The organism is Nocardiopsis sp. FR4 (assembly GCF_009830945.1).
In the GTDB taxonomy this organism is placed as follows: domain Bacteria; phylum Actinomycetota; class Actinomycetes; order Streptosporangiales; family Streptosporangiaceae; genus Nocardiopsis.
In genome coordinates, this window is record NZ_VWVV01000011.1 from 57,997 (window position 1) to 81,432 (window position 23,436).

The window sequence follows — 23,436 nt, forward strand, 5'->3', positions numbered from 1 at the left end:
GGTCACTCGTCCATCGACAGGCCGCGCTTGTTGCGGGCGCTCCAGTCGCGCATCCGCTGCGGGTACCCGACGATCTGCACGTCGTAGGCGGGGACCGCCAGGTCGCTGGCGACCTTGCGGATCACCTCGGGGGAGCCGCACCGGCGCCGGATCCACTCGCCGTCCGTGGCGACCGCCACCGCCGTGGTCCTGGTCGCGAAGGTCTCCGGCTCCACGAAGAACTCCACCCCCACCCGGCTCTTGGCGAAGTCGATCAGCGCCTTGATGTCCGAATCCTCGGATGCCCGGTCGAAACGGGCCTTACCTTTGCGATTGGCCTTACGGAGTCCGAAACGGTCTCGCCATCCCATCGGCGCTCATGTCCCCTTGGTAGGTTCGGGCGGCCCTCGGCGGCACCGCGGTGCCGCCGAGTCTATCGGGCCGAATCCCGCCCCATCGGACGCGTAAACCCCGGGCTGCACCGGTTTCCGCGTTTTCCGGACAGCTGTGTCACGGCGCTGCTACGTTCTGTTCTCACCCGGCACTGACATGGGGGAGAGATCATGCCGATGTGGACATGGGTGGCCGAGGCCGCGCGCCGGCTTCGGGAGGCGGGGCAGCGGGAACTGGCCGAGGCGGTCGCGGATCTGCCGGTGCTCTGCGAGGCCGGCGACGCGGTGCGGGTCGAGGCCGTGGCCCGGTCGGCCCTGCGGACCGCGCGCCGTCTGGTCGCCGAGGCCGGTTCGGACCAGCCCGGGGTTCCGGGCCTCTTCGGGCCGCCGACCCTGTTCTTCCTCGCGCACTGGCCCCTGGCCGTCCGGGTGGGAAGCCTGGCCGAGGGCGGGAGGGCACTGGACCAGGTCAGCGCGGCGGCCGAGGACGAGCCCGACCCGCACGAGCACGGGCCCCTGCCCGTCTCCCTGCGGGAGACCCTCGTGCGCTGCCACGCCAACATCGACGCCCGGGGCACCACCGGCCTGCGCCGCGAACTGCTCGCCACCCGCAGCCTGGCCGGGTGGGAACGCACTCCGGCCTGGCCCGCCCTCACCCTGGCCCGGATCAACCTCCTCATCGACGAGGACCTGCCAGAGCGGGCCGAGGCCGAACTGCGGCGCTATGAGCACACGGCCACCGGCCCGGCCCTGCTCGGCGCCGAAGGGGTGTTCACCCTGGTCAGAGCGCTCAGGTACCAGGACAGGCACACGGAGGCCCTGGAGGCGCTGGACCGCGTGGAGGCGGAGCTGGACCTGGACGAGGCCAACCCGCGCCGCACCGCCCTGCGCCGCCGCATCCGCTTCGAGCGGGCCCGGCTGCTGTCCTGGCTGGCCCGCCTGGGCCACTGCCCGCCCCGGGAGGCCATCGACCCGCTGCCCACCGTGGAGGAGGCCGAGGCCCAGCCGAACCTGCGCCCCGCCTGGGTCGAGGCGGTGGAGAACCTGGTGTGCCAGGGCGTGGTGCGCAACGACTGGCGGCTGGGGGTGCGGGTGACCACCTGGTCGCGCTACTTCGAACGGGTGGGCGCCCCGCGCCGCGGCGCGGAACTCGCCCTGGCCTCGGCGCGCCTGGCCGCGGGGCGCGGCGCCCGCTGGGTGGCGAGCTGCTCGGCCCAGCGCGCCGAGCGGCTGATCGGTCAGCTGGGGCGAACCGCCGAGATCACGGGCGACCTGGCGGAGGTGCGCGCCATGATCGCGGCCATGCCGCCCGTCCAGCCGCTGGCCCCGCCCGAGGAGGTGCTCGCCTTCCTGCGGTCCCAGCCCGCGGAGGAGGTCAACCCCGAACGGCAGGCCGAACAGGTCAACGCGGCCCTGGAGCGGATCCCGCACGACACGTCCCTGCTGACGGCGCTCGGCCAGGTCGGCCGCACCCTGATGCTCTCGGACGCGGCGACCGAGCCCCAGTGGAGGCACGTGCGCGAACGCCCGGGGGACCAGCGCGCCGCGCTGTCGCTGCTGGAGACCCTCCTGCACGACAACGACACCGCCGGGGTGCGCACCCTGGTGAGCACGCTCGCCGCCGGAGCGCTCGACGGCCCTCCCGCCACCCGCGTCACCAACCTCTCAGGTCAGTACACCTAGGGCCTCGGGGCGGATCCGCCGGACCGCGCCGCCGTCGCGGCGCGGACACACCCCCGGATCCCCCTGGCGCCCCTAAAGGCGGTACGCGGGCACTGCTCACGTCAGCCCGGTGGCCGTGGCCCCGGCACTGCTCGCCCCGACCCCGTGGAGGGCGCCCCTGCTCCCCGGTACGGGGGCTACGGGGTGGCCGCGCCCACCCCGTCGGCGAGCGAGCGCCCGGCGGGGTAGGCCAGCGCGGCGGCGGGCAGCGGGGCGGGTCTGCCGCTGGCCAGCACCCGGACCCGGCCGTGGCCCTCACCGGCGGGGGCCTCGCCGATCCGGCGCAGGGTCTGGGCCGCCACGGCGCCGGCCGCGGTGAACAGGGTCGCCCGGCCGTCGAGGGCGGCCAGGACGGACTCGCCCACCAGGTCGTAGTGCGTGCAGCCCAGAACGACGGCGCGCACACCGGCGGGGGTCAGTCCTGCGGCGTAGGCCACCGCGTCCTCGACCAGCCGCGGATCGGCCGACTCCACGGCCTCGGCCAGCCCCACGCAGGCCACCTGGGCCACCTCCACGCCGCGCGCGAAGGTCTCGACCAGTTGGCGCTGGTAGGCGCTGCGCGTGGTCGCGACGGTGGACCACACCGCGATCGGCCCGCCCCCGGCCGCCGCGGGCTTGATGGCGGGCACCGTTCCGACCACCGGGACCTCCGGCTCGAACTCGGCGCGCAGCCGGGCCAGACCGTGCACCGAGGCCGTGTTGCACGGCACCACCACCGCGTCCAGACCGCCGTCACCGGCCGCCTCGCGGGCGGCCCGGGCCCCGGCCAGCGCGCGGGCGATCACCTCGTCGGGGGTGCGCGGGCCCCACGGCATGTGGTCCGGGTCCATGGACAGGAACAGGTCCGCGTCCGGCCGCGCGGAACGCAGGGCCGCCGCGGTCGAGAGCATGCCGATACCGGAGTCAACGAGAGCGATACGCACGGAACCAGATCCTACGACCAGTTCCGCGCCGGCCTGGCGGGTCGCCTTGCGGTCACGGCCCAGAACGAGGAATGAGGCGGACGACACGTCACAAATAGGTTGGCGAAATGTCGTTACCGATAGGTAGAACTGAGTGGATCGGGCCGTCCGCGCGGCTTCGCGCGGCCAGGCACCGGCTCACGCCGTGCGTCGTGGAGGGACGGGAAACTGGGATGGCTCCTCAGCATCAGACAACGGGCGGCGGCACCCCCGCCCGAACGCGGACCGGTCTGGCCGAGCACGTCGCCGCGGTCCAGAAGCTGCGCCGCGACTACCGCGCGCTCCCCCCGGACGCCCCGGTGCGCCTGGCCAAGCCCACCTCCAACCTCTTCCGCTTCCGCGAGGCCAGCGGTGCGCCACCCCTGGACGTGTCCGCGTTCACCGGGGTGATCTCCATCGACCCGGTCGAACGCCTCGCCGACGTCGGCGGCATGACCACCTACGAGGACCTCGTGGCGGCCACCCTCCCGCACGGCCTCATGCCGACCGTCGTCCCCCAGCTGCGCACCATCACCCTGGGCGGCGCCGTCACCGGCATGGGCATCGAGTCCTCCTCCTTCCGCAACGGCCTGCCCCACGAGGCGGTCCAGGAGATGGAGATCCTCACCGGCGGCGGCGACGTCGTCACGGCCACCCGCGACAACGAGTACCGCGACCTCTTCTACGGCTTCCCCAACTCCTACGGGACCCTGGGCTACAGCCTGCGCCTGCGCATCGAGCTGGAACCGGTCTCCCCCTACGTGCACCTGCGCCACCTGCGCTTCTCCGACGCCGCCGAGACCATGGACGCCCTCGCCCGGATCTGCGCCGACCGCGAGCACGACGGCCAGCCGGTCGACTTCGTGGACGGCGTCGCGTTCGCCCCCGACGAGCTGTACCTGACCCTGGCCCGCTTCACCGACCAGGCGCCCTGGACCGGCGACTACACGGGCCAGGACATCTACTACCGGTCCATTCGGCGCCACGCGGGCACCGGACCCGGCGACTACCTCACCGTCCAGGACTACCTGTGGCGCTGGGACACCGACTGGTTCTGGTGCTCGCGGGCCTTCGGCGTCCAGCACCCGCTGGTCCGCGCCCTGTGGCCTCGCTCCCTCAAGCGCTCCGACGTCTACCGCAGACTCGTCGCCTGGGACCGCCGCACCGACTTCTTCCGGCTGCTCAACCACTACCGGGGCAGACGCCCCCAGGAACCGCTGATCCAGGACATCGAGGTGGGCGTCGAGCGCGGGGCCGAGTTCCTGGACTTCTACCACGCCGAGATCGGCATGACCCCGGTGTGGATGTGCCCCCTGCGCCTGAGCGAGCCCCGGCGGGCCGGGGCGGACCCCGGCGAGCCCGTGTGGCCGCTCTACCCGCTGGAGGCCGACCGCCTCTACGTGAACTTCGGTTTCTGGGGCCTGGTCGACATGAAGCCGGGGCAGCGCCGCGCCCACCACAACCGCCTGGTCGAGGAGAAGGTCGCCGAACTGGGCGGCCACAAGTCCCTGTACTCGGACTCCTTCTACACCGAGGAGGAGTTCTGGCGGCTCTACAACGGTCCGGCCTACTCCGGCCTCAAGCAGGCCTACGACCCCCAGGGGCGGCTACTCGACCTGTACGCCAAGTGCGTGCACAACCGTTAGAGGACACCACCGGGACGCGACCCGACGGCCATGGGCCGCATCCGCGACAGGAAGGACAGAGCAATGCGGCTTGCCGAGATCTTCGAACGCGTCGTGGGACCCGACGCGCCCATCCGGTTCACCGCCTACGACGGCAGCAGTTCGGGAGACCCCGACAGCGACATCGGGCTGCACGTGCGCACCCCGGTCGCCGTCAACTACCTCGCGCAGTCCCCCAACGCCGTCGGCCTGACCCGCGCCTACGTCTCCGGCCACCTGGAGCTGGAGGGGGACATGTACACCGCCCTCCGGCGCATGGCGGACTTCGTCTTCGCCGAGGGGGTCAACGTCTCGGCGCGCGACATCGTCGAGATCGTGCGCTCCGTGGGCTGGGTCAAGTTCGTCAACCGGGTGGCCCCGCCGCCGCAGGAGATGACACGCGGCCGCCTCGCCGGTCTGGGCTGGCGCCACTCCAAGCAGCGCGACGCCGAGGTCATCCACCACCACTACGACGTCTCCAACGCCTTCTACGAGATGGTCCTGGGCCCGTCGATGACCTACACCTGCGCGGTCTTCGACGACGAGGACGCCTCCCCGGAGCGGGTGGGGCGCTTCGACGGAGCCCTGGAGAGCGCCCAGTTCCGCAAGTACGAACTGGTCTCGCGCAAGCTCGGCCTGGAACCGGGCATGCGTTTGCTCGACGTGGGCTGCGGCTGGGGCGGCATGGTCATGCACGCCGCCCGTGAGCACGGGGTCCGCGCGCTCGGCGTCACCCTGTCCAAGGAACAGGCCGAGTGGGCCGCCAAGAAGATCGCTCAGGAGGGCCTGTCGGAGCTGGCCGAGGTCCGCCACATGGACTACCGGGACGTACCCGACGGCAGCTTCGACCGGATCAGCTCCATCGGCCTGACCGAGCACGTCGGCGCGAAGAACCTGCCCGCCTACTTCGCCTCCCTCCACGACAAACTCGTCCCGGGCGGCCGGCTGCTCAACCACTGCATCACCCGTCCGCGCAACGACCTGCCGCCCATGAACACCAAGGGCGTCATCAACCGGTACGTCTTCCCCGACGGCGAGCTGGAGGGCCCCGGCCAGATCCAGACCGCGATGAACGACGCCGGGTTCGAGATCCGCCACCAGGAGAACCTGCGCGAGCACTACGCGCTCACCCTCCGCCACTGGGGCGCCAACCTGGAGCGCCACTGGGACGAGGCCGTAGCCGAGGTCGGCGAGGGCACCGCCCGGCTCTGGCGGCTCTACATGGCCGGCTGCGTGCTCGGCTTCGAGACCAACGTGGTCCAGCTGCACCAGATCCTCGGCGTCAAACTGGACGGCACCGACGCGCACGTGCCGCTGCGCCCCTGGTTCTGACCCGGGCCCCGGAAGGCGCCGGCGGCGGCGCCTTCCGGGTACGGGACCCCGGCCTGTCCACGGACGTTCCGGGGCGGCTTGGCGGCATCATGGACCCAGTCGCACACCCACCGGAAGGGACCACGCCGTGTCCGAGTCCTCCGACCACAGCACCGACGGGCCCACCCCCGCCTCCGACGTCCCCGAGCACGTCAAGCGGACCGCGATCGACCTGATCGCCGCCTACGCCGACCGCGACCAGCGCGAACTCGACGAGGCCGTCCCGCGCGCCGCCGACGACGCGGCGGCCGTCACCTCCGAGCTCAAGGTCATCGCGGCCTTCCTCAGCCGCCGTGTCCAGCGGACCGGCGTGGTCTGGAAGCCCGCCGACTCGCGCGAGGCCGTCGCCCGCACGGTCGCCGAGATGCTCCCGCCCGAGCTGGAGTTCGCCGTCTCCACCGCCTGGGAGGCGCACTCGGTCGGCGAGGAGGAGGCCGCCGAGCGCTTCACCATGGGCGACCCCATGGTCTACGTGCACATGCTCGCCGCCTTCTCCGCCGCCATCGGCCTGGCGGTCTACAAGCGCGCCGAGCTCGTCTCCATCCTGCGCCAGGTCACCGGACTGGCCGACTGACCCCGGCCCGCGAGGCCCCGGACTCCGCGACACTCCCTCCCGTCGGCCGCCCCCTAACAGGTCAGACACGAAAGACAGTGGTTAACTTCACTCAAGGCGGTTCTTTACGTAGGTTTCCTACCAACCCGGGGGGCCCCGAAAGGAACGGGAGGCGTGCCGATGGGCCGCAGACGAACACACGAGTACGTTCCGCTCCCCGCCGCGGCGGCGCTGGTCCTGGCCGCCGCGGCGTGTGGGACGGCAGGGGGCACCGGAGGCGACGCCTCGGGCGGCGACCGCCTCCTGGTCTGGATCATGCAGGGCACCAACCCCGACGAAACGGGCTTCTTCGAGGCCGCCAACACCGCGTTCACCGACGAGACCGGCATCGAGGTCGAGGTCGAGTTCGTGCCCTGGCAGGACGCCCAGAACAAACTCTCCACCGCCATCGCCGGCGGCACCATGCCCGACGTCGCCGAACTCGGCAACACCTTCACCCCCGGGTTCGCCGACGCCGGGGTCCTGCGCGACCTGTCCGGCCACGGCGTCGACACCGACCGCTACATCCCCGGCCTGATGGAGATGGGCCAGCTGGAGGACGGCGTCTACGGCGTGCCCTGGTACGCCTCCATCCGCTCGGTCGTCTACCGCAGCGACCTGTTCGAGGAGCACGGGCTGGAGGTCCCCGGCGACTGGGACGAGCTGCGCGAGACCGCGCTGGCGCTGTCGGAGGCCGAGGAGGACATGATCGCCCTCCCCGTACCCGGCGACGCCCAGTACTCGGTCATGCCCTGGATCTGGGGCGGCGGCGGGGAGATCGCCGAGCAGGGCTCCGACGGCGTCTGGACCTCCGGGGTCGACAGCGAGCAGGCCCGCGAGGGGATCGGCTTCTTCACCGGCCTGGCACTGGAGGACGGAACCTCCACCACCGGCGCCGTCAACTGGAACGAGATCGACGTCATGGAGGCCGTCGCCGAGGAGAAGGCCGCCATGGCCATCCTGGGCAGCGCCAACCCCAAGGCCATCTGGGAGGCCAACCCCGACCTGGAGGGCCGGATCGACGCCTTCACCCTGCCCGGCCCCGACGGCGGGTACATGCCCTCCTTCGCGGGCGGCTCGCTGCTGTCGGTCTTCGAGGGCACCGGGAACGAGGAGGCGGCCTGGCGGTACGTCCAGCACCTGACCGGCGAGGAGTTCGCCATGCGCTGGGCCGAGGAGACCGGGTTCTTCCCCGGCGAGGCCGACCGGGTCGACGTGTTCTCCGCCGAGGCCGACCCCATCCTGGAGCCCTTCGCCGTCCAGCTCAAGGAGGCCAGCCGCGGGGTGCCCGCCACCCCCGCCTGGACCCAGGTGGAGGCGGAGAAGGTCCTGGTCGGGATGCAGCAGTCCATCCTCAACCGCGAGGCGACGGTGGAGGAGGCCACCACCAGGGCCGCCGGCGAGATCGAACGCATCCTCAACGGGGGGTAGACACGTGGGAACACCGGTCGGGCTGGACACCAGCAGCGGGCCGGAGCCGGGCGTCCGCGACCCGGCCGGGCCGTCCCCGCGGCGGCCCGGGGCACGGCGGCGGGCACCGCTCCTGGGCATGCGCGGACGCAGGGCGCTCCTGCCCTGGGTCCTGCTCACCCCCGCGCTGGGGGTCATCGGCCTGCTGCTCCTGTTCCCGCTCGGCCGGATCGTGTGGCTGTCCTTCCGCGAGTACCGCCTGCGCGACCTGGTCTCGGGTGAGTCCGACTTCGTGGGCCTGGCCAACTACGCCACCCTGCTCACCGACCCCTACCTGTGGCGGGTCGCCCTGCTCAACACGGTGCTCTTCGCCGCGGTCGCGGTGCTCACCACCATCGTCGTGGGTACGCTCGCCGCGCTGCTGCTGGCCGCGCTGCGCCCGGCCGCCCGCGTGTTCGTGGTCTCCTGCGTCATGGTCGCCTGGGCCATGCCGGCGGTCAGCGGCACCTACGTGTGGATCTGGATCTTCGACGTCGACAACGGCGTGGTCGCCCAGGCGCTGACCTCCCTGGGCCTGCTCGACCCCTCCGGGTACAACTGGTTCGCCGACCGGCTGGCGTTCTACGCCATCGTCACCCTCAACGTGGTGCACGGCGGCTTCCCGTTCGTGGCCGTGACCGTCCTGGCCGGGCTGCTCACCGTCCCCCGGGAACTGCACGAGGCCGCGCGCATCGACGGCGCGGGCGCCTGGAAACGCTTCTGGCACGTCACCTTCCCCGTGCTGCGACCGGTGTTCGCCGTGGTCACCGTGCTCTCCACCATCTGGGACTTCAAGGTGTTCGCGCAGATCTACCTCATGCCCGGCGGCGACGTGGGCGGGTCGCGGATGCTCAACCTGGGCGTGTGGTCCTACGTGCGCTCCTTCGGCCACAACGACTACGGGCTGGGCGCGGCCATCGCGGTCCTGCTCACGCTCCTGCTGCTGGTGATCACCGTGTTCTACCTGCGCGCGCTGTTCCGCGAGGACGGTCTGCGGTGAGCGCGGGAAGCTCAACCGGCGCGCCCGTGCACCCCGGCGACCAGCTTGTCGCGCACCCGGCGCCAGTCCACCGAGGCCAGCGCCTGCTGCCGCAGGTCCTCGCGCACCGCGGCCATGGTGCGCAGGTCGTACTCGTCGAGGGCGCGGCCGTCGTCGTTGTCCCGGTTGACCAGGTTGTCGACGTAGGCGAACAGCCGCTGCCCGCTGGCGTCGGCCAGGGCGTGCCGCACGGCGCGGTCCCGGAAGCGCGCGTCGTGGGGGATCCAGCTGATGACGACCTCGGTGGGGGAGGGCCCGGAATCGTGCACGGTGCTACGCCACCGCTCCCGGCGACCCTGTCGACACGGTCATACGTCCTCCTCCACGGCCGGGGCGCGACGAGGGTCCGGCCCCGGACAGTGGAGGAGTCTAACGGTCCGCCCGGGGCGAGGCGGAACCGGATTCGGTCCCGCCGACACCGTTGAGAAGGAGCATCCGTGGTCACGCGCACCGACGCATCCGCAGCCGACGCCGAGTGGCGGGAACGGGTCCGGGCCGCCCGCCGCAGGGGGGAGGCCCTGCGCGCGGGACGGTCCCTGGCCAGGGCGACCGGGGTGGCGGTCCTCCTGCTGTTCACCCTCTTCCCCGTCTACTTCATGCTCGTCAGCGCGTTCTCGGACCGGGCCACCGCGGGCACCGGAACGCTGCTGCCCACCGGGGTGTCCCTGGACAACTTCGTCTACGTGCTCACCGAGGCCAACTTCGGCACCTACATGCGCAACTCGCTCACGGTCGCCTGCATCACCGTGGCGGGCGCCTGCGTGCTGTCGCTACTGGCCGCCGTGGCGGTGGCCCGGTTCCGCTTCCGGTTGCGCACCGCCGTGCTGGTGATGGTCCTCATCGTGCAGATGGTGCCGCTGGAGGCGCTGGTCATCCCGCTCTTCCTCCAGGTGCGCGACCTGCGCCTGCTCAACACCCTGCTCGGACTGGGCGCCGTCTACGTGGCGCTGTCCCTGCCGTTGGCGGTGTGGATGATGCGCGGATTCGTGGCCGCGGTGCCGGTGGAGGTGGAGGAGGCCGCCTACATCGACGGTGCCTCGTGGGGCCAGATGTTCTGGCGGGTACTGTTCCCGCTGGTCGCCCCGGGCCTGGTGGCCACGGCCATCTTCTCCTTCATCGTGGCCTGGAACGAGTTCGTGCTCGCGCTGACCTTCATGACCCAGAGCGAGAAGTACACGGTCGCGGTCGGCCTGCGCCAGTTCTTCGGCCAGTACGCCAACGACTGGGGGCACGTGATGGCCGCCTCCACGCTCATCACCATCCCGGTGATGGTCTTCTTCGTCCTCGTGCAGCGCTTTCTCGTCTCCGGGCTCGTCCAGGGCGCCGTCAAGGGCTGAGGGACCCGCCGACGCACGCGCGACGCCCGGCCGGGGGCACCCCGGCCGGGCGTTCGGCGGCGCGGGTCAGCCGCGCAGCTCGCGCTTGAGGATCTTGCCGGTGGAGGTCATCGGCAGCTCGGTGCGGAACTCCACCTCGCGCGGGTACTTGTAGCCCGCCAGGCGCTCCTTGGACCAGTCGATGAGCTCCTCGGAGGTGAGCTCGGCGCCCTCCTTGAGGATCACGAACGCCTTGATCTCCTCGCCGTGGGTCTCGTGCGGCACGCCCACGACCGCGGCCAGGCTGACCGCCCCGTGGGTCATGAGGACCTCCTCGACCTCGCGCGGGTACACGTTGTAGCCGCCGCGGATGATCATGTCCTTGGACCGGTCGACGATGAAGTAGAAGCCCTCCTCGTCGCGGCGGGCGATGTCACCGGTGCGGAACCAACCGTCGCGGATCACCTCGGCGTTGACCTCGGGGCGGTTGTGGTACCCCTTCATCACGCAGTGCCCGCGCACCGCGATCTCGCCCTCCTCGCTCTGGTCGTTCCAGTCGGCGTCGATGAGCTTCATCTCCACGCCCCACACCGGCAGGCCGATCGAACCGGTCTTGGCCTTGACCCTGGGGTTGTTGAACGACACCACCGGGGAGGTCTCGGACAGGCCGTAGCCCTCCTTGATCCCCACGCCGAAGGTCTTGGTGAAGTCCTCGGCCAGCTGGCCGGGCAGGGCCGCGCCGCCGGAGACCGCGTCCACCATGTTGGCCGCGATCTTCTCCAGGTCGTAGGTGCCCGGCTCGGCGGCCTGCACGGCGCCCAGCAGGCCCCAGTACATGGTCGGCACGCCCGCGAAGGCGGTGACGCCCTCCTTCTCCATGAGCCGCAGCGCCTCGGCCCCGTCGAAGCGCGGCATGAGCACCATCGTCGCGTGCCGGTACAGGGCCGCGTTGAGCATGACCGTCTGGCCGAAGATGTGGAACAGCGGCAGGACCACCAGGGTCACGTCGCGGCCGTCGGGGTGGGACTCGACCATGTTGGAGGACACGACGGCGTTCATCATCAGGTTCTGGTGGCTCAGCTCGGCGCCCTTGGGCTTACCGGTGGTGCCGCTGGTGTAGATGATGACCGCGGTGTCGTCGGAGTTGGCCTGTACCGTCTCGAACTCGCCGGGCTGGCCCTCCAGGGCCTTCCAGAAGGTCTCGGCGCCCTCGAGGGCGGACTCGGTGGCGCCCGGGGCGGCGGGCAGGTCCACGTAGAACTCGCAGCCCTCCACCTGGCCGAAGGCCTCGAAGGCCCGCTCGCCCAGGGGCAGTTCCGGGGAGCCGGTGAAGGCGAACAGCGCCTTGGCCCCGGAGTCCTCCAGGTGGTAGGCGATCTCGCGCGGGGTCAGCAGCACGTTCAGCGGGACGACCACCGCGCCCGCCTTGAGCGCGCCGAAGTACACGAACGGGAAGTAGGGCAGGTTCGGGCTGGCCAGCGCGATCCTGTCCCCGGGCCTGACCCCCCGCGCGACGAGGAGGTTGGCGACCTGGTTGGCGAGCATGTTCGTGATCGCGTAGCTCAGGCGCAGGTCGCCGAAGACGAGGCACTCCTTCTCCGGAACCGACCGGGCGCCGTCCTCCAGAAGCACGGACAGGTTGAGCATGGGGCCTCCCGCAGGCAGAGAAATCCAGGGCGGACAGTAAATCCAGGCGGACAGGGCTGGAACGGCACCCGGTGTGATCCGGGTCGCGTGTTCTGCGCCACTTTGACGGCAGAGTAACAAACCGGCCGGTCGGTGTGGAGGGGCCAAGGGTCGCCAATCCGCGCGATCTCGCCCTCACACAGCGTCACCCCAGTCGCGCGCACCCGCGCGGACCGCGCCGTCCGCGGCCGCCGGTACCGCGCGGGGCGGCGGGAAACGCGTCCGCGACCGGAGCCGCCAACCGCTAACCTGAGTCGTGTACACCCCGAACCGGCTAAGGAACATGCGGCGATGACAGCGGTAGACGGCGACCAGACGACGGGCGACACCTACGACGCCCGCGCCCTCCAGGACAAGTGGCAGGCGCGCTGGGCCGCGGAGCTCCCCTTCCAGGCCAACGAGGACCCCGCGGACACCCGCCCGCGCTCCTACATCGTCGACATGTTCGCCTACCCCTCCGGCGACCTGCACATGGGCCACGCCGAGGCCTACGCCATCGGCGACGTCATCAGCCGCTACCGCCTCCAGCGCGGCGACAACGTCCTGCACCCCGTCGGGTGGGACTCCTTCGGCCTGCCCGCCGAGAACGCGGCGATCAAGAACAACTCCCACCCCGCCGAGTGGACCTACGCCAACATCGAGACCCAGGCGGCCTCGTTCCGGCGCTACGGCATCAGCGTGGACTGGTCGCGCCGCCTGCACACCAGCGACCCCGAGTACTACCGGTGGAACCAGTGGCTGTTCACGCGCTTCTTCGAGCGCGGACTGGCCTACCGCAAGGACGGCCAGGTCAACTGGTGCCCCCAGGACCAGACCGTGCTGGCCAACGAGCAGGTCGTCCAGGGCAGGTGTGAGCGCTGCGGATCCGACGTCGTCCGGCGCAGCCTGAACCAGTGGTACTTCAAGATCACCGACTACGCCCAGCGCCTGCTGGACGACATGGACCAGCTGGACAACGGCCGCTGGCCGGACGAGATCCTGGCCATGCAGCGCAACTGGATCGGCCGCTCCACCGGCGCCGACGTCCACTTCGCCATCGAGGGCCGCGACGAGCCCGTCACCGTCTTCACCACCCGGCCCGACACCCTCTACGGCGCCACCTTCTTCGTCGTGGCCGCCGACGCCGACCTGGCCGACGAACTGTGCGCGCCCGAGCAGCGCGAGGCCTTCGAGGCCTACCGCTCCGACGTCGCCAAGCTCTCCGACATCGAGCGCCAGGCCACCGAGCGCCCCAAGACCGGCGTGTTCCTGGGCCGCTACGCCATCAACCCGGTCAACGGCGAGCGCATGCCCGTGTGGGCGGCCGACTACGTCTTGGCCGACTACGGCCACGGCGCCATCATGGCCGTGCCCGCGCACGACCAGCGCGACCTCGACTTCGCCCTGGCCTTCGACCTGCCGGTGCGGGTCGTGGTGGAGACCGGCGAGCCCGACCCCGCCGAGACCGGCGTGGCCACCGCGGGCGAGGGCACCCTGCGCGACTCCGGCCCGCTGGACGGCCTGTCCAAGACCGAGGCCATCGAGCGCATCATCGAGGTGCTGGCCGAGCGCGGCACCGGGCGGGGCACGGTCAACTACCGCCTGCGCGACTGGCTGCTGTCCCGCCAGCGCTACTGGGGCACGCCCATCCCGATCATCCACTGCCCCTCCTGCGGCGAGGTGCCCGTCCCCGACGACCAGCTGCCGGTCACCCTGCCCGAACTCAAGGGCGCCGAGCTGGCCCCCAAGGGCGTCTCCCCGCTGGCCGCCGCCACGGACTGGGTCAACGTGGACTGCCCCTCCTGCGGCGGCCCCGCCCAGCGCGACACCGACACCATGGACACCTTCGTGGACTCGTCCTGGTACTTCCTGCGCTACTGCTCCCCGCACCTGGACACCGCCCCCTTCGACACCGAGGCGGTCGAGAAGTGGGGCCCGGTCGACCACTACATCGGGGGCAAGGAGCACGCCACCCTGCACCTGATGTACGCCCGGTTCTTCACCAAGGTCCTGTACGACATGGGCATGGTCTCCTTCACCGAGCCCTTCCGCCGCCTGACCAACCAGGGCCAGGTCATCAACCAGGGCCGGGCGATGTCCAAGTCCCTGGGCAACGGCGTGGACCTGGGCAAGGAGATCGACGCCTACGGCGTGGACGCGGTCCGGCTGACGATGCTGTTCGCCTCCCCTCCCGAGGAGGACGTGGACTGGGCCGACGTCTCCGTCGTGGCCGCGCAGAAGTTCCTCAACCGCGCCTACCGGGTGATGACCGAGGCGGGCGCGGCCAGCGAGCCGGGCACCGACCCCGCCGCCGGCGACACCGAACTGCGCCGGGCCACCCACCGCGCCATCGACCAGATCACCCACCTGGTCGAGTCCCGGCGGTTCAACGTGGCCATCGCCCGCGTCATGGAACTGGTCTCGGCCGCGCGCAAGGCCATCGACTCCGGCCCCGGCGCCGCCGACCCGGCGGTGCGCGAGGCCGCCGAGTTCGTCGCCGTGGCCCTGTCCCTGTTCGCGCCCTACGTGGCCGAGGAGGGCTGGGAGAGGCTGGGCCGCACCGGAAGCGTCGCCGTCGGCCACTGGCCCGAGGCCGACCCCGCCCTGTTGGTGCGGGAGTCCGTGACCTGCGTGGTGCAGGTGCAGAGCAAGGTCCGCGACAAGCTCTCCGTCCCGCCCGACATCGACCCGGCCGAGCTGGAGCGGCTGGCCCTGGCGTCGGAGAAGGCACGGGGCTTCATCGGCGACAAGCAGATCCGCAAGGTGGTCGTGCGCGCGCCGAAGCTGGTGAACATCGTCGTCGGCTGACCCGACGCGAAGGACGGCGGCCGCACCCGAGCGGCCTCCGTCCGCGCGCGGTTGGCACGGCGGCCGACAGGGAGGCGGTGGCCGGGTGGGTGCCCTGGTACGGGTGGCCGGAATCGGCGCGGGCGCGGCGCTGCTGTCCGCGGCCGCGATCGGCGGCGGACTGTGGCTGGCCGGGCAGGACCCTGACGTGCCCGAGACCGGCGACGTCCACACCGCTGCCCCCGGCTGCGAGCGGATCCCCGCCGAGCTCGTCACCTCCCTGCTGCCCGGAGCCGTCCCCGAGACCGCCGACCACGGGCCCCTGTCGGGCGGCGACAGCTCCGTGTGCTCCTGGTCCTCGGCCGACGCGGACCAGGGGGCGCGGGGCGTTCTGCGGGTGGACCTGTCCGCCCGCTTCACCGACAGCACCGGCGAGGAACCGGTCAGCGGAGCACGGCGCACCCAGGAGGCCTACGCCGCCCTGGTCCCCGTGCGCGGCGAGGTGCTGGAGCTGCCCTCGGGCGAGGGACGGGTCTGGCGCGGCCAGGCGGACGGTACCGCGGAACTGGCCTTCACCAGCGACAACCTGCTCGTGCGGGTGTCCTACGCCGGGACCTCCGGCGCCGAACCGGTCGGCTTCGAGACCGCCCGGGACGTGACCGTCGAGTTCGCCGAACAGTTCGGAGGCACCCTGTGAGCGACCAGCGCTCCGAGGAACCGGGCGGCAGACCGGAGGAGGAGCGGCAGCCGCACCCCGGCCAGCCCGGGGCCGGGGACCGGTGGTCGCGGCCCCCGCGGCCTCAGGAGGGCCCCCGGGAGGGGTTCGCACCGCCCCCGCCGGAACGGCAGCAACCGCCCTGGTACCCGGGGCCGTACCCGCAGGGGCCGCCAGCCCCCCGGCCCCCCGAGGTGGTGCCCTCCGTCCCGCCGCAGAGCCGGGGGTGCGCCACCGCGGCCGTGGTCGCCTCGGCCCTGGCGCTGGTCGTGCTCGCCGCGGGGGCGATCTGGTACGTCATGAACCGCGACGACCCCGAGACGGGCGACTACGAGGCGGCCCCCGAGTGCGCCGTCGCCGAGACCGGGACTCTGACCGCGCTGGTACCCGACCACGAACTGGAGGTCGAGGAGCCGATCGGCGGTCCCCGGGACCCCGCCGGTTCGGGCTGGCAGTGCCGCTGGGCGACCCCGGGCGGCCCGGGCGGGGCCGTGCCGGCCACCGCCACCCTCGTCATGGTGGCCGCACCCAACCCGGGCGGCGTCACGGCGGCCGCCGAGAACCTGCGCTCCACCACCGCCCAGCACGACACCCGCGCCCTGGACGGGGTGGGCGAGGAGGCCGTGACCTGGGTCCAGGGCGAGCCGTATACGGTCTCCTGCGTCGGATCGCGGGTCTCCAACCTGTACCTGGAGGCCTGCTACACCGTGGCCGCCGGATACGACGGCACCCGGCCGGGAGACGAGGAGCGGATCACCGCGGGCTCCGAGGAGTTCGCCGTGTCCGTGGTCGAGGCGCTGCCGGAGTCGGTGGAGGCGCCGCCGGAGTAGCCCGGCCGCGCTACCAGGCCCCGGCCAGGAACTCCTCCAGCGCCGGGGCGACCTCCTCGGCGAAGGGCCGCTCGGCGTCCAGGACCGTGGCCCCGGGGCTGTCCTCGTAACGGCGCAGGATGTGGTCCGTGTCGGTGAGGTCCACCCGCTCGGCGTCGCGCAGCCCGGTCATCAGCCGGTCCACGTCCGCCTCGGAGACCTGTGCGTCCTCCTCGCCCCACAGCACGAGCACGGGCGTGCCCTGGGGCAGGGACGCGGCCAGGTCGACGGGGTCGAAGGAGTCCATGTAGGCCAGGAAGTCCTCGGTCACCGGGGAGTAGACGCCGTAGAGGTACTCGGAGTCGACCCCGGCCTCCGCGAGCGGGCGTCCGGCCCGCACCGCGGCCCGGGCCGTACGGGCGTCGGAGAGGAGCTCGACCGCGGTCCCCTCCTGGAGCTGACCCAGGGCCTCGGCCGTGCGCACCTGCTCGGTGAGCTGGCGGTCGATCAGGTCCAGGTAGCGGGTGCCGGGCGGGGCGGCCAGCACCAGCGCCGGGGAGGGGTGCCCGTCGCCGATGATCTCGTGCGCGCGCAGGGCGTACAGGGCGCCCTCGCTGTGCCCCACGACCACCACCCGGTCGGGGTCCACCTCGGGCTGGGCGACCAGCTCCTCGTAGGCCGCGGCGACCTGCTCGTCGAAGACGCGCGGGTCCACCTCCGCCTCCTCGCCGCCGGGGGGAGCGGCCTCGCCGCTGCCGTACTTGTCGTAGCGCAGGGAGGCCACCCCGGCGTCGGCGAGCACCCGGGACAGGTTCCAGTTGGTGTTGGCCTCGGGCCGGAAGGGGCTGTTGCCGTCACGGTCGGTGGGACCGCTGCCGGAGACGATGAGGGCGCCCGGCACGGTTCCGGAGACCTCCTCCGGAGCCCGGAAACTGGCGGACACCTCGTGCCCGCCGCCCTCGAAGGACAGCGCCCGTTCGGTGCCGCCCGTCCCCGGGGCCTCGGCGGCCCGCTCCTGCTCGGAGCCGGGCGCGCAGGCGGTGGTGGCCAGTAGGAGGGCGAGCCCGCCGACCAGCGCTGTGCGCCACGGGGCGGTCGGGGAGGGGGAGGAGGCAGGTGTGAACACGCTCTCAGCCTAGCGCCCGGGGCTCACACGGGGCGTGGACCCGAGGGCGCGCGGGCGGGCGCCCCGGCCCGTCCGAGGGGTGGCGGACCGGGGCACGTGCCGGGGTCACACGCGGCGCATGACCGCGACGACCTTGCCGAGGATGGTGGCCGCGTCGCCGTTGATGGGCTCGTAGGCCTCGTTGCGTGGCATCAGCCACACGTGGCCGTCCTTCTCCCGGCGCAGCACCTTGACCGTCGCCTCCTCGTCCAGGAGCGCGGCCACGATGTCGCCGTTCTCGGCGTCGGGCTGCTGGCGGACCACCACCAGGTCGCCGTCGGTGATCGCGGCGTCGGTCATGGAGTCGCCGACGACGGTGAGCATGAACAGGCGCCCCTCACCCACCAGCTGGCGCGGCAGGGCCAGGACGTCCTCCACCGACTCCTCGGCCAGGATCGGACCGCCGGCGGCGATCCGGCCCACCAGGGGCACGGCCGCGGCACGCGAGGGGTCCACGTCCTCGGGAGCCAGGGTCTGGCCCTTGGCCCGGCCGGGGGTGCGCAGTTCCACGGCCCGCGGCCGGTTCTGGTCGCGGTGCAGGTAGCCCTTGCGCTGGAGCACCTTGAGCTGGTGCGCCACGCTCGAGGGGCTGGACAGGCCGACCGCTTCCCCGATTTCCCTTATGGACGGGGGGAAGCCCCGCTCGCGGACGTACCGCTGGATGCAGTTCAGCACGCTCTGCTGGCGCGCGGTGAGTTTGGGGGCTTCGGGCGTGGACCCGCCCTCGTTCTCCACCGGGGTGAGAACGGTGGCGGTGTCTGCGGTTCCGGGATTCTCCTCCGGCACGGCCGGGCCTCCTCGGCATTCGGTTCGGTCAGGGCCTGCTTGTGTGACTGGCCACCACCGGCGCGCGACCGCGCCGACCTGGGGTCCACGTGATGGCGAAACCGGTGTGAAATCAACGTCAACTTTAGTCGTTGCACACGGTGATATCAAACAAGCGTTCGAGGTCGGGAAAATGGTCCGGTGCCTTTTCGCGGCCAATTCCCGACCTGCACTTACGTGTGTACACGCGATCACGCGGAGTTGTCACCGGAATGCGCGAACACGTGTCCGCGGAGTGCGGATTGGCATGATGCGGAAGCCTCCTTCTCCCGTGCGGGCCCCGCCGAAATCCCGGCCGCGCCCGGGGCGGAGGCGCGGGGTCCGCGGTCCGGGCCGCCGTCGGCGCTATCCTGGACGCCGGTGCCGCACCTCCAGGGGCGCCGAACCTCCGACCTCCCGCCGCCGTCGGCCGCCCGGCCGCACGGGTGTTCGCCGTGTCGGAACACGCCCGCCGGCGGGGTTGCGCCGCGCTCTGTGGACCTCTAGGTTCGACCACAACATCTGGTGCTGGAACAAAGGAAGTTGCCCAGAAGTTGTGGTTTAGTGGGGCTTGCGGGTTGTCGTTCGGCGAGAGAAGCAGGTGAACCAGGGTGCACTGTCCGTTCTGCCGTCATCCGGACACCAGGGTGATCGACAGCAGGTCCACCGACGACGGCGCGGCCATCCGGCGCCGCCGGTCCTGCCCTGTGTGCGAGCGCAGGTTCACCACCCAGGAGACCGTCCTGCTCATGGTCGCCAAGCGCTCCGGGGTCACCGAGCCCTTCAGCAGGACCAAGATCATCGCCGGGGTGCGCCGGGCCTGCCAGGGCCGCCCCGTCTCGGAGGACGCGCTCGCCAAGCTCGGCCAGCAGGTCGAGGAGGAGATCCGCAGCCGCGGCGTGGCCGAGGTCCCGGCCCACGAGATCGGCCTGGCCATCCTGGGCCCCATGCGCGAACTCGACGAGGTCGCCTACCTGCACTTCGCCAGCGTCTACCGCGGTTTCGAGAGCCTCGCCGACTTCGAGGCCGAGATCGCCAGCCTGCGGCGGGACCGCGATGCCGAGGCCACCGCGACGAACGACCAGGCCAGCACCACCGGGTAGCCCCCGCGGCCGGGAGGAGACCGCGGGCGAGGCGCCGCCCGGGCGGGCCGGCGGCAGGAGGCCCCGGCCCGCGCCACTCCACGACAAGGACGCCGCGCACGGCCGACCGGCCGTGCCCACGAGGTAGGGGAGAGCGCGCGATGACGGAAACCGCCAGCGGTTCGACGGGACGCAAGGGCAAGGGGAGCCGCAAGGGGCTGAAGATGAAGCGCATCTTCACCACCCCCGGCACGCACCCCTACGACTCCCTGGAGTGGGAGCGGCGCGACGTCGTGATGACAAACTGGCGCGACGGCACGGTCAACTTCGAGCAGCGCGGAGTGGAGTTCCCCGCCTCCTGGTCGATGAACGCCACCCAGATCGTGGCCAGCAAGTACTTCCGCGGCGCTCTGGGCACCCCCGAGCGCGAGTGGAGCCTCAAGCAGCTCATCGACCGCGTCGTCGGCGTCTACACCGCGACCGGCCGCGAGCACGGCTACTTCGCCACCGACGAGGACGCCGAGGTCTTCGACCACGAGCTCAAGTACGCCCTCGCCCACCAGCTGTTCAGCTTCAACTCCCCGGTGTGGTTCAACGTCGGCACCGCGTCCTCGCAGCAGGTCTCAGCGTGTTTCATCCTGTCCGTGGACGACACCATGGAGTCGATCCTGGACTGGTACAAGGAGGAGGGGATCATCTTCAAGGGCGGGTCCGGCGCGGGTGTGAACCTGTCGCGCATCCGCTCCAGCAAGGAGCTCCTCTCCTCCGGCGGCACCGCCTCCGGCCCCGTCTCCTTCATGCGCGGCGCCGACGCCTCGGCCGGGACGATCAAGTCCGGCGGCGCCACCCGGCGGGCGGCCAAGATGGTCGTACTCGACGTCGACCACCCCGACATCCAGGAGTTCGTCGAGACCAAGGCGCGCGAGGAGCACAAGATCCGCGCCCTGCGCGACGCCGGGTTCGACGTGGACCTGGGCGGCGACGACATGTTCAGCGTCCAGTACCAGAACGCCAACAACTCGGTGCGGGTCTCGGACGCGTTCATGCGCGCCGTGGAGACCGGCTCCGACTTCGGCCTGACCTCCCGCACCACCGGCGAAGTCCTGGCCACCGTCGACGCCAAGGACCTGTTCCACCGCATGGCCAGGGCCGCCTGGGAGTGCGCCGACCCGGGCGTGCAGTACGACGGCACGATCCAGGACTGGCACACCACGCCCGAGAGCGGACGCATCAGCGCGAGCAATCCGTGCAGCGAGTACCTGCACCTGGACGACTCGTCCTGCAACCTGGCCTCGATCAACCTGCTGAAGTTCCTGCGCGAGGACGACACCTTCGACGTGGTGGCCTTCACCAGGCTCACCGAGCTGGTCATCACGGCGATGGACATCTCCATCACCTTCGCCGACTTCCCGACCGAGAAGATCGGCGAGACCACCCGCGCCTACCGCCAGCTGGGCATCGGCTACGCCAACCTGGGCGCCCTGCTGATGGCCACCGGCCACGCCTACGACTCCGAGGGCGGGCGCGCCGTGGCCGCCGCCATCACCTCGCTGATGACCGGCGCCGCCTACCGGCGCAGCGCCGAGCTCGCCGGGGTGGTGGGCCCCTACGACGGCTACCGGCGCAACGAGAAGTCGCACAAGCGGGTCATGCGCAAGCACGCCGCCGCCAACGACGACCTGCGCACCGTGGGCTCGCTGGAGGAGCCCATCCACGCCGCGGCCACCCGTGAGTGGGCCGAATGCCTCAAGGTCGGCGAGCGCAACGGCTGGCGCAACGCCCAGGCCAGCCTTCTCGCGCCCACCGGGACCATCGGCTTCATGATGGACTGCGACACCACCGGCATCGAGCCGGACTTCTCGCTGGTCAAGTTCAAGAAGCTGGTCGGCGGCGGCTCGATGCAGATCGTCAACCAGGCCATCCCGCGCGCGCTCGCCAACCTGGGCTACCAGGACGAGCAGATCGAGGCGATCGTGGAGCACGTGTCCGAGAACGGGCACGTGGTGGACGCCCCCGGGCTGCGGCCCGAGCACTACGAGGTGTTCGACTGCGCGATGGGCCGGCGCTACATCCAGCCCATGGGCCACGTGCGCATGATGGCCTCGGTGCAGCCCTTCCTGTCCGGCGCGATCTCCAAGACGGTGAACGTGCCGGAGGAGGCCACGGTCGAGGACTTCGAGCACATCTACTTCCAGGGCTGGAAGATGGGCCTGAAGGCGCTCGCCGTCTACCGCGACAACTGCAAGGTGGGCCAGCCGCTGTCCAGCGGGGGGACGCGGGAGAAGGAGGCCGAGCCCGAGGAGCGGGTGGTCGAGGTGGCCCGGCCGGTCCGGCGCCGCCTGCCCAAGAAGCGCCCGAGCGAGACCACGTCCTTCTCCGTGGGCGGGGCCGAGGGCTACATCACCGCGGGCTCCTACCCCGACGACGGTCTGGGCGAGGTGTTCATGAAGCTCGGCAAGCAGGGGTCGACCCTGGCCGGGGTGATGGACGCCTTCTCCATCGCGATCTCCATCGCCCTGCAGTACGGGGTGCCGCTGGAGACCTACGTCGAGAAGTTCACGAACATGCGCTTCGATCCGGCGGGCATGACCGACGACCCGGACATCCGCATGGCCCAGTCGGTGGTGGACTACATCTTCCGCCGCCTGGCCCTGGACCACCTGCCCTACGAGGAGCGCGCGGCGCTGGGGGTGCTCTCCGCGGCCGAGCGCGAGGCGCAGCTGGCGGGTGAGGACCCGGCCCAGGTCGCGGCGCAGGTGGAGTCCTACGCCCAGTCGGCGGCCATGCGGGACGCGGAGGCCGACGAGGCCCCGGCCAGGGCTCCCGAGGCGGCGGAGCGGCCCACCCCGGCGCACTCCACCGCCGAGCTCATGGAGGGCAAGGGCTTCGTCGCGGACGCGCCGCTGTGCGTGACCTGCGGGACCAAGATGCGTCCGTCGGGCAGCTGCTACGCCTGCGAGGGCTGCGGCTCCACCAGCGGCTGCAGCTGAGGCGGGCGCCCCGCGGGGCCCGGTCGCCGGGTCCCGCGGGGCGGCCCCGGTGGTCCACACCTGTGGTTGGCGCGGGGGCGAGCGGGTAACCCCTCGTCACCGGCGCGCCACACCAGTCAGAGGTGGTCCCCCATGCTCATCGCCGCGATCCTCCGGACCAAGGGCTCGGAGGTGGTCACCGTCCGACCGGACACGACCGTCGCCCTCCTGCTCACCGAACTCTCCCGGCACAACGTCGGTGCCGTCGCCGTCACCGAGGACGGCGCCCTCGTCGGCATCGTCTCCGAACGCGACGTCGTGCGCGGTCTGGACCGGCACGGTCCCGGCCTGCTCACCGCCCCCGTCTCCGACATCATGACCGCCGACGTCCGCACCTGCGCCCCCGGCGACACGGTGGAGGAGGTGGGCGAGGTGATGACCCGGCACCGCTTCCGCCACGTCCCCGTGCTCTCCGAGGGCGGGCTCGCGGGCATCGTCAGCATCGGCGACGTGGTCAAGAGCCGCCTGCGGGTCCTCGAACAGGACCGCGCCCAGTTGGAGGCCTACATCCACGGCCCCTGACGGTCAGCCGCGGTCGCGGTCCCCGGCCAGGGTCGCGGCCGCGGCGGTCGCCGCGGCGACCCCCAGCACGGCGGGCCAGGCGCCCACCCTCCTCGCCAGCGGGTGGGCGAGTCCGAACGCGCCCGCGTACACACCGGTCAGCGCGACCGCCGTGCCCACCCCCGCGCGGCGCCGCCAGGTCTCGAAGGCCGCGGCGCCGAAGGCGGCCAGCACGGCCCCGCCCGCCGGCCGGTTCCCGGTCGTGCGGGCCACCGTGTAGCCGCCGAGGAGTCCGGCGGTGGTGAGGACGGCGCTGGGTACTGCGGTCATGGTCTTCTCCCTGTCGTCACGGCCGTGCGGTACGCGCGCCACCGACGTTATCCCGCCGCCCCGTCACGCCCGGGACACCTCCCC

Annotated in this window: 20 protein-coding genes; 13 read left to right on the forward strand and 7 right to left on the reverse strand. The window is 72.0% G+C overall.

Annotated features, from left to right (window positions below):
* Positions 1–2: 2 nt before the first annotated feature.
* Positions 3–350, reverse strand: a complete 348-nt coding sequence (locus FYW95_RS12620) for a hypothetical protein (protein ID WP_159942759.1) — start codon at positions 348–350, stop codon at positions 3–5.
* A gap of 192 nt (positions 351–542) precedes the next feature.
* On the opposite strand from FYW95_RS12620, the gene FYW95_RS12625 reads away from it, so the two are divergent.
* Positions 543–2,054, forward strand: a complete 1,512-nt coding sequence (locus FYW95_RS12625; RefSeq protein WP_159942758.1) for a hypothetical protein — start codon at positions 543–545, stop codon at positions 2,052–2,054.
* A 176-nt stretch (positions 2,055–2,230) separates the two neighbouring features.
* On the opposite strand, the gene FYW95_RS12630 is transcribed toward FYW95_RS12625, so the two are convergent.
* A complete protein-coding gene (locus FYW95_RS12630; RefSeq protein ID WP_201294838.1) occupies positions 2,231–3,016 on the reverse strand; it encodes a glutamate racemase in 786 nt (261 codons plus the stop codon).
* A 212-nt stretch (positions 3,017–3,228) separates the two neighbouring features.
* On the opposite strand from FYW95_RS12630, the gene FYW95_RS12635 reads away from it, so the two are divergent.
* From FYW95_RS12635 to FYW95_RS12655, 5 genes are all read left to right on the forward strand, one after another.
* Entirely contained in the window at positions 3,229–4,680 is a 1,452-nt protein-coding gene (locus tag FYW95_RS12635) for an FAD-binding oxidoreductase (protein WP_159942757.1), read from the forward strand.
* A 63-nt stretch (positions 4,681–4,743) separates the two neighbouring features.
* Positions 4,744–6,030, forward strand: coding sequence for an SAM-dependent methyltransferase (locus tag FYW95_RS12640; protein WP_159942756.1), 1,287 nt, complete (start codon positions 4,744–4,746; stop codon positions 6,028–6,030).
* A 127-nt stretch (positions 6,031–6,157) separates the two neighbouring features.
* Positions 6,158–6,643 (forward strand): hypothetical protein, encoded by a 486-nt coding sequence (locus tag FYW95_RS12645; RefSeq protein WP_159942755.1) that lies wholly within the window; start codon positions 6,158–6,160, stop codon positions 6,641–6,643.
* A gap of 159 nt (positions 6,644–6,802) precedes the next feature.
* Positions 6,803–8,092: a sugar ABC transporter substrate-binding protein gene (locus FYW95_RS12650; protein ID WP_159942754.1), complete on the forward strand. Its 1,290-nt coding sequence runs from the start codon at positions 6,803–6,805 to the stop codon at positions 8,090–8,092.
* A 118-nt stretch (positions 8,093–8,210) separates the two neighbouring features.
* Positions 8,211–9,110 carry a carbohydrate ABC transporter permease gene (locus FYW95_RS12655; RefSeq protein WP_159942810.1) on the forward strand — a complete coding sequence of 300 codons (900 nt, stop codon included), beginning with the start codon at positions 8,211–8,213 and terminating at the stop codon, positions 9,108–9,110.
* An 11-nt stretch (positions 9,111–9,121) separates the two neighbouring features.
* Here the strand turns inward: FYW95_RS12655 and FYW95_RS12660 are convergent, their stop codons facing one another.
* Positions 9,122–9,418 (reverse strand): hypothetical protein, encoded by a 297-nt coding sequence (locus FYW95_RS12660; RefSeq protein WP_159942753.1) that lies wholly within the window; start codon positions 9,416–9,418, stop codon positions 9,122–9,124.
* 168 nt (positions 9,419–9,586) lie between these two features.
* On the opposite strand from FYW95_RS12660, the gene FYW95_RS12665 reads away from it, so the two are divergent.
* The gene (locus tag FYW95_RS12665; RefSeq protein WP_159942752.1) at positions 9,587–10,486 is read left to right on the forward strand and encodes a carbohydrate ABC transporter permease; all 900 of its coding nucleotides are present in this window, start codon (positions 9,587–9,589) and stop codon (positions 10,484–10,486) included.
* A 66-nt stretch (positions 10,487–10,552) separates the two neighbouring features.
* Here the strand turns inward: FYW95_RS12665 and FYW95_RS12670 are convergent, their stop codons facing one another.
* The gene (locus FYW95_RS12670; protein ID WP_159942751.1) at positions 10,553–12,112 is read right to left on the reverse strand and encodes a long-chain-fatty-acid--CoA ligase; all 1,560 of its coding nucleotides are present in this window, start codon (positions 12,110–12,112) and stop codon (positions 10,553–10,555) included.
* A gap of 330 nt (positions 12,113–12,442) precedes the next feature.
* Between FYW95_RS12670 and leuS the strand changes: the two genes are divergently transcribed.
* The 3 genes from leuS to FYW95_RS12685 all read left to right on the forward strand — a co-directional run bounded on the left by leuS (position 12,443) and on the right by FYW95_RS12685 (position 16,462).
* Positions 12,443–14,938, forward strand: coding sequence for a leucine--tRNA ligase (gene leuS, locus FYW95_RS12675; RefSeq protein ID WP_159942750.1), 2,496 nt, complete (start codon positions 12,443–12,445; stop codon positions 14,936–14,938).
* 85 nt (positions 14,939–15,023) lie between these two features.
* On the forward strand, positions 15,024–15,614 hold the full coding sequence (locus FYW95_RS12680) for a hypothetical protein (protein ID WP_159942749.1): 591 nt from the start codon (positions 15,024–15,026) through the stop codon (positions 15,612–15,614).
* Complete coding sequence (locus FYW95_RS12685) at positions 15,611–16,462, forward strand: hypothetical protein (protein WP_236572183.1); 852 nt, start codon at positions 15,611–15,613, stop codon at positions 16,460–16,462. The genes FYW95_RS12680 and FYW95_RS12685 overlap by 4 nt, the downstream gene beginning before the upstream one ends.
* Positions 16,463–16,472: 10 nt before the next feature.
* On the opposite strand, the gene FYW95_RS12690 is transcribed toward FYW95_RS12685, so the two are convergent.
* Positions 16,473–17,567, reverse strand: coding sequence for an alpha/beta hydrolase family protein (locus FYW95_RS12690; RefSeq protein WP_160050365.1), 1,095 nt, complete (start codon positions 17,565–17,567; stop codon positions 16,473–16,475).
* Positions 17,568–17,672: 105 nt separating this feature from the next.
* Positions 17,673–18,392 carry a transcriptional repressor LexA gene (lexA, locus tag FYW95_RS12695; RefSeq protein WP_159942747.1) on the reverse strand — a complete coding sequence of 240 codons (720 nt, stop codon included), beginning with the start codon at positions 18,390–18,392 and terminating at the stop codon, positions 17,673–17,675.
* Between the two features lie 629 nt (positions 18,393–19,021).
* On the opposite strand from lexA, the gene nrdR reads away from it, so the two are divergent.
* From nrdR to FYW95_RS12710, 3 genes are all read left to right on the forward strand, one after another.
* A complete protein-coding gene (gene nrdR, locus FYW95_RS12700) occupies positions 19,022–19,513 on the forward strand; it encodes a transcriptional regulator NrdR (RefSeq protein WP_159942746.1) in 492 nt (163 codons plus the stop codon).
* A 140-nt stretch (positions 19,514–19,653) separates the two neighbouring features.
* On the forward strand, positions 19,654–22,482 hold the full coding sequence (locus tag FYW95_RS12705; protein WP_159942745.1) for a vitamin B12-dependent ribonucleotide reductase: 2,829 nt from the start codon (positions 19,654–19,656) through the stop codon (positions 22,480–22,482).
* 132 nt (positions 22,483–22,614) lie between these two features.
* Positions 22,615–23,043 carry a CBS domain-containing protein gene (locus FYW95_RS12710; RefSeq protein ID WP_159942744.1) on the forward strand — a complete coding sequence of 143 codons (429 nt, stop codon included), beginning with the start codon at positions 22,615–22,617 and terminating at the stop codon, positions 23,041–23,043.
* 3 nt (positions 23,044–23,046) lie between these two features.
* On the opposite strand, the gene FYW95_RS12715 is transcribed toward FYW95_RS12710, so the two are convergent.
* Entirely contained in the window at positions 23,047–23,352 is a 306-nt protein-coding gene (locus FYW95_RS12715; RefSeq protein WP_159942743.1) for a hypothetical protein, read from the reverse strand.
* Positions 23,353–23,436: the final 84 nt, after the last annotated feature.

What these genes read in the sequence shown, in the direction of transcription:
- FYW95_RS12670 (WP_159942751.1), bottom strand. Translation starts at nt 12,112, where the DNA reads ATGCTCAACCTGTCCGTGCTTCTGGAGGACGGCGCCCGGTCGGTTCCG.
- FYW95_RS12640 (WP_159942756.1), top strand. Translation starts at nt 4,744, where the DNA reads ATGCGGCTTGCCGAGATCTTCGAACGCGTCGTGGGACCCGACGCGCCC.
- FYW95_RS12705 (WP_159942745.1), top strand. Translation starts at nt 19,654, where the DNA reads ATGACGGAAACCGCCAGCGGTTCGACGGGACGCAAGGGCAAGGGGAGC.
- FYW95_RS12650 (WP_159942754.1), top strand. Translation starts at nt 6,803, where the DNA reads ATGGGCCGCAGACGAACACACGAGTACGTTCCGCTCCCCGCCGCGGCG.
- leuS (WP_159942750.1), top strand. Translation starts at nt 12,443, where the DNA reads ATGACAGCGGTAGACGGCGACCAGACGACGGGCGACACCTACGACGCC.
- FYW95_RS12715 (WP_159942743.1), bottom strand. Translation starts at nt 23,352, where the DNA reads ATGACCGCAGTACCCAGCGCCGTCCTCACCACCGCCGGACTCCTCGGC.
- FYW95_RS12620 (WP_159942759.1), bottom strand. Translation starts at nt 350, where the DNA reads ATGGGATGGCGAGACCGTTTCGGACTCCGTAAGGCCAATCGCAAAGGT.
- FYW95_RS12655 (WP_159942810.1), top strand. Translation starts at nt 8,211, where the DNA reads ATGCGCGGACGCAGGGCGCTCCTGCCCTGGGTCCTGCTCACCCCCGCG.
- FYW95_RS12625 (WP_159942758.1), top strand. Translation starts at nt 543, where the DNA reads ATGCCGATGTGGACATGGGTGGCCGAGGCCGCGCGCCGGCTTCGGGAG.
- FYW95_RS12635 (WP_159942757.1), top strand. Translation starts at nt 3,229, where the DNA reads ATGGCTCCTCAGCATCAGACAACGGGCGGCGGCACCCCCGCCCGAACG.
- FYW95_RS12710 (WP_159942744.1), top strand. Translation starts at nt 22,615, where the DNA reads ATGCTCATCGCCGCGATCCTCCGGACCAAGGGCTCGGAGGTGGTCACC.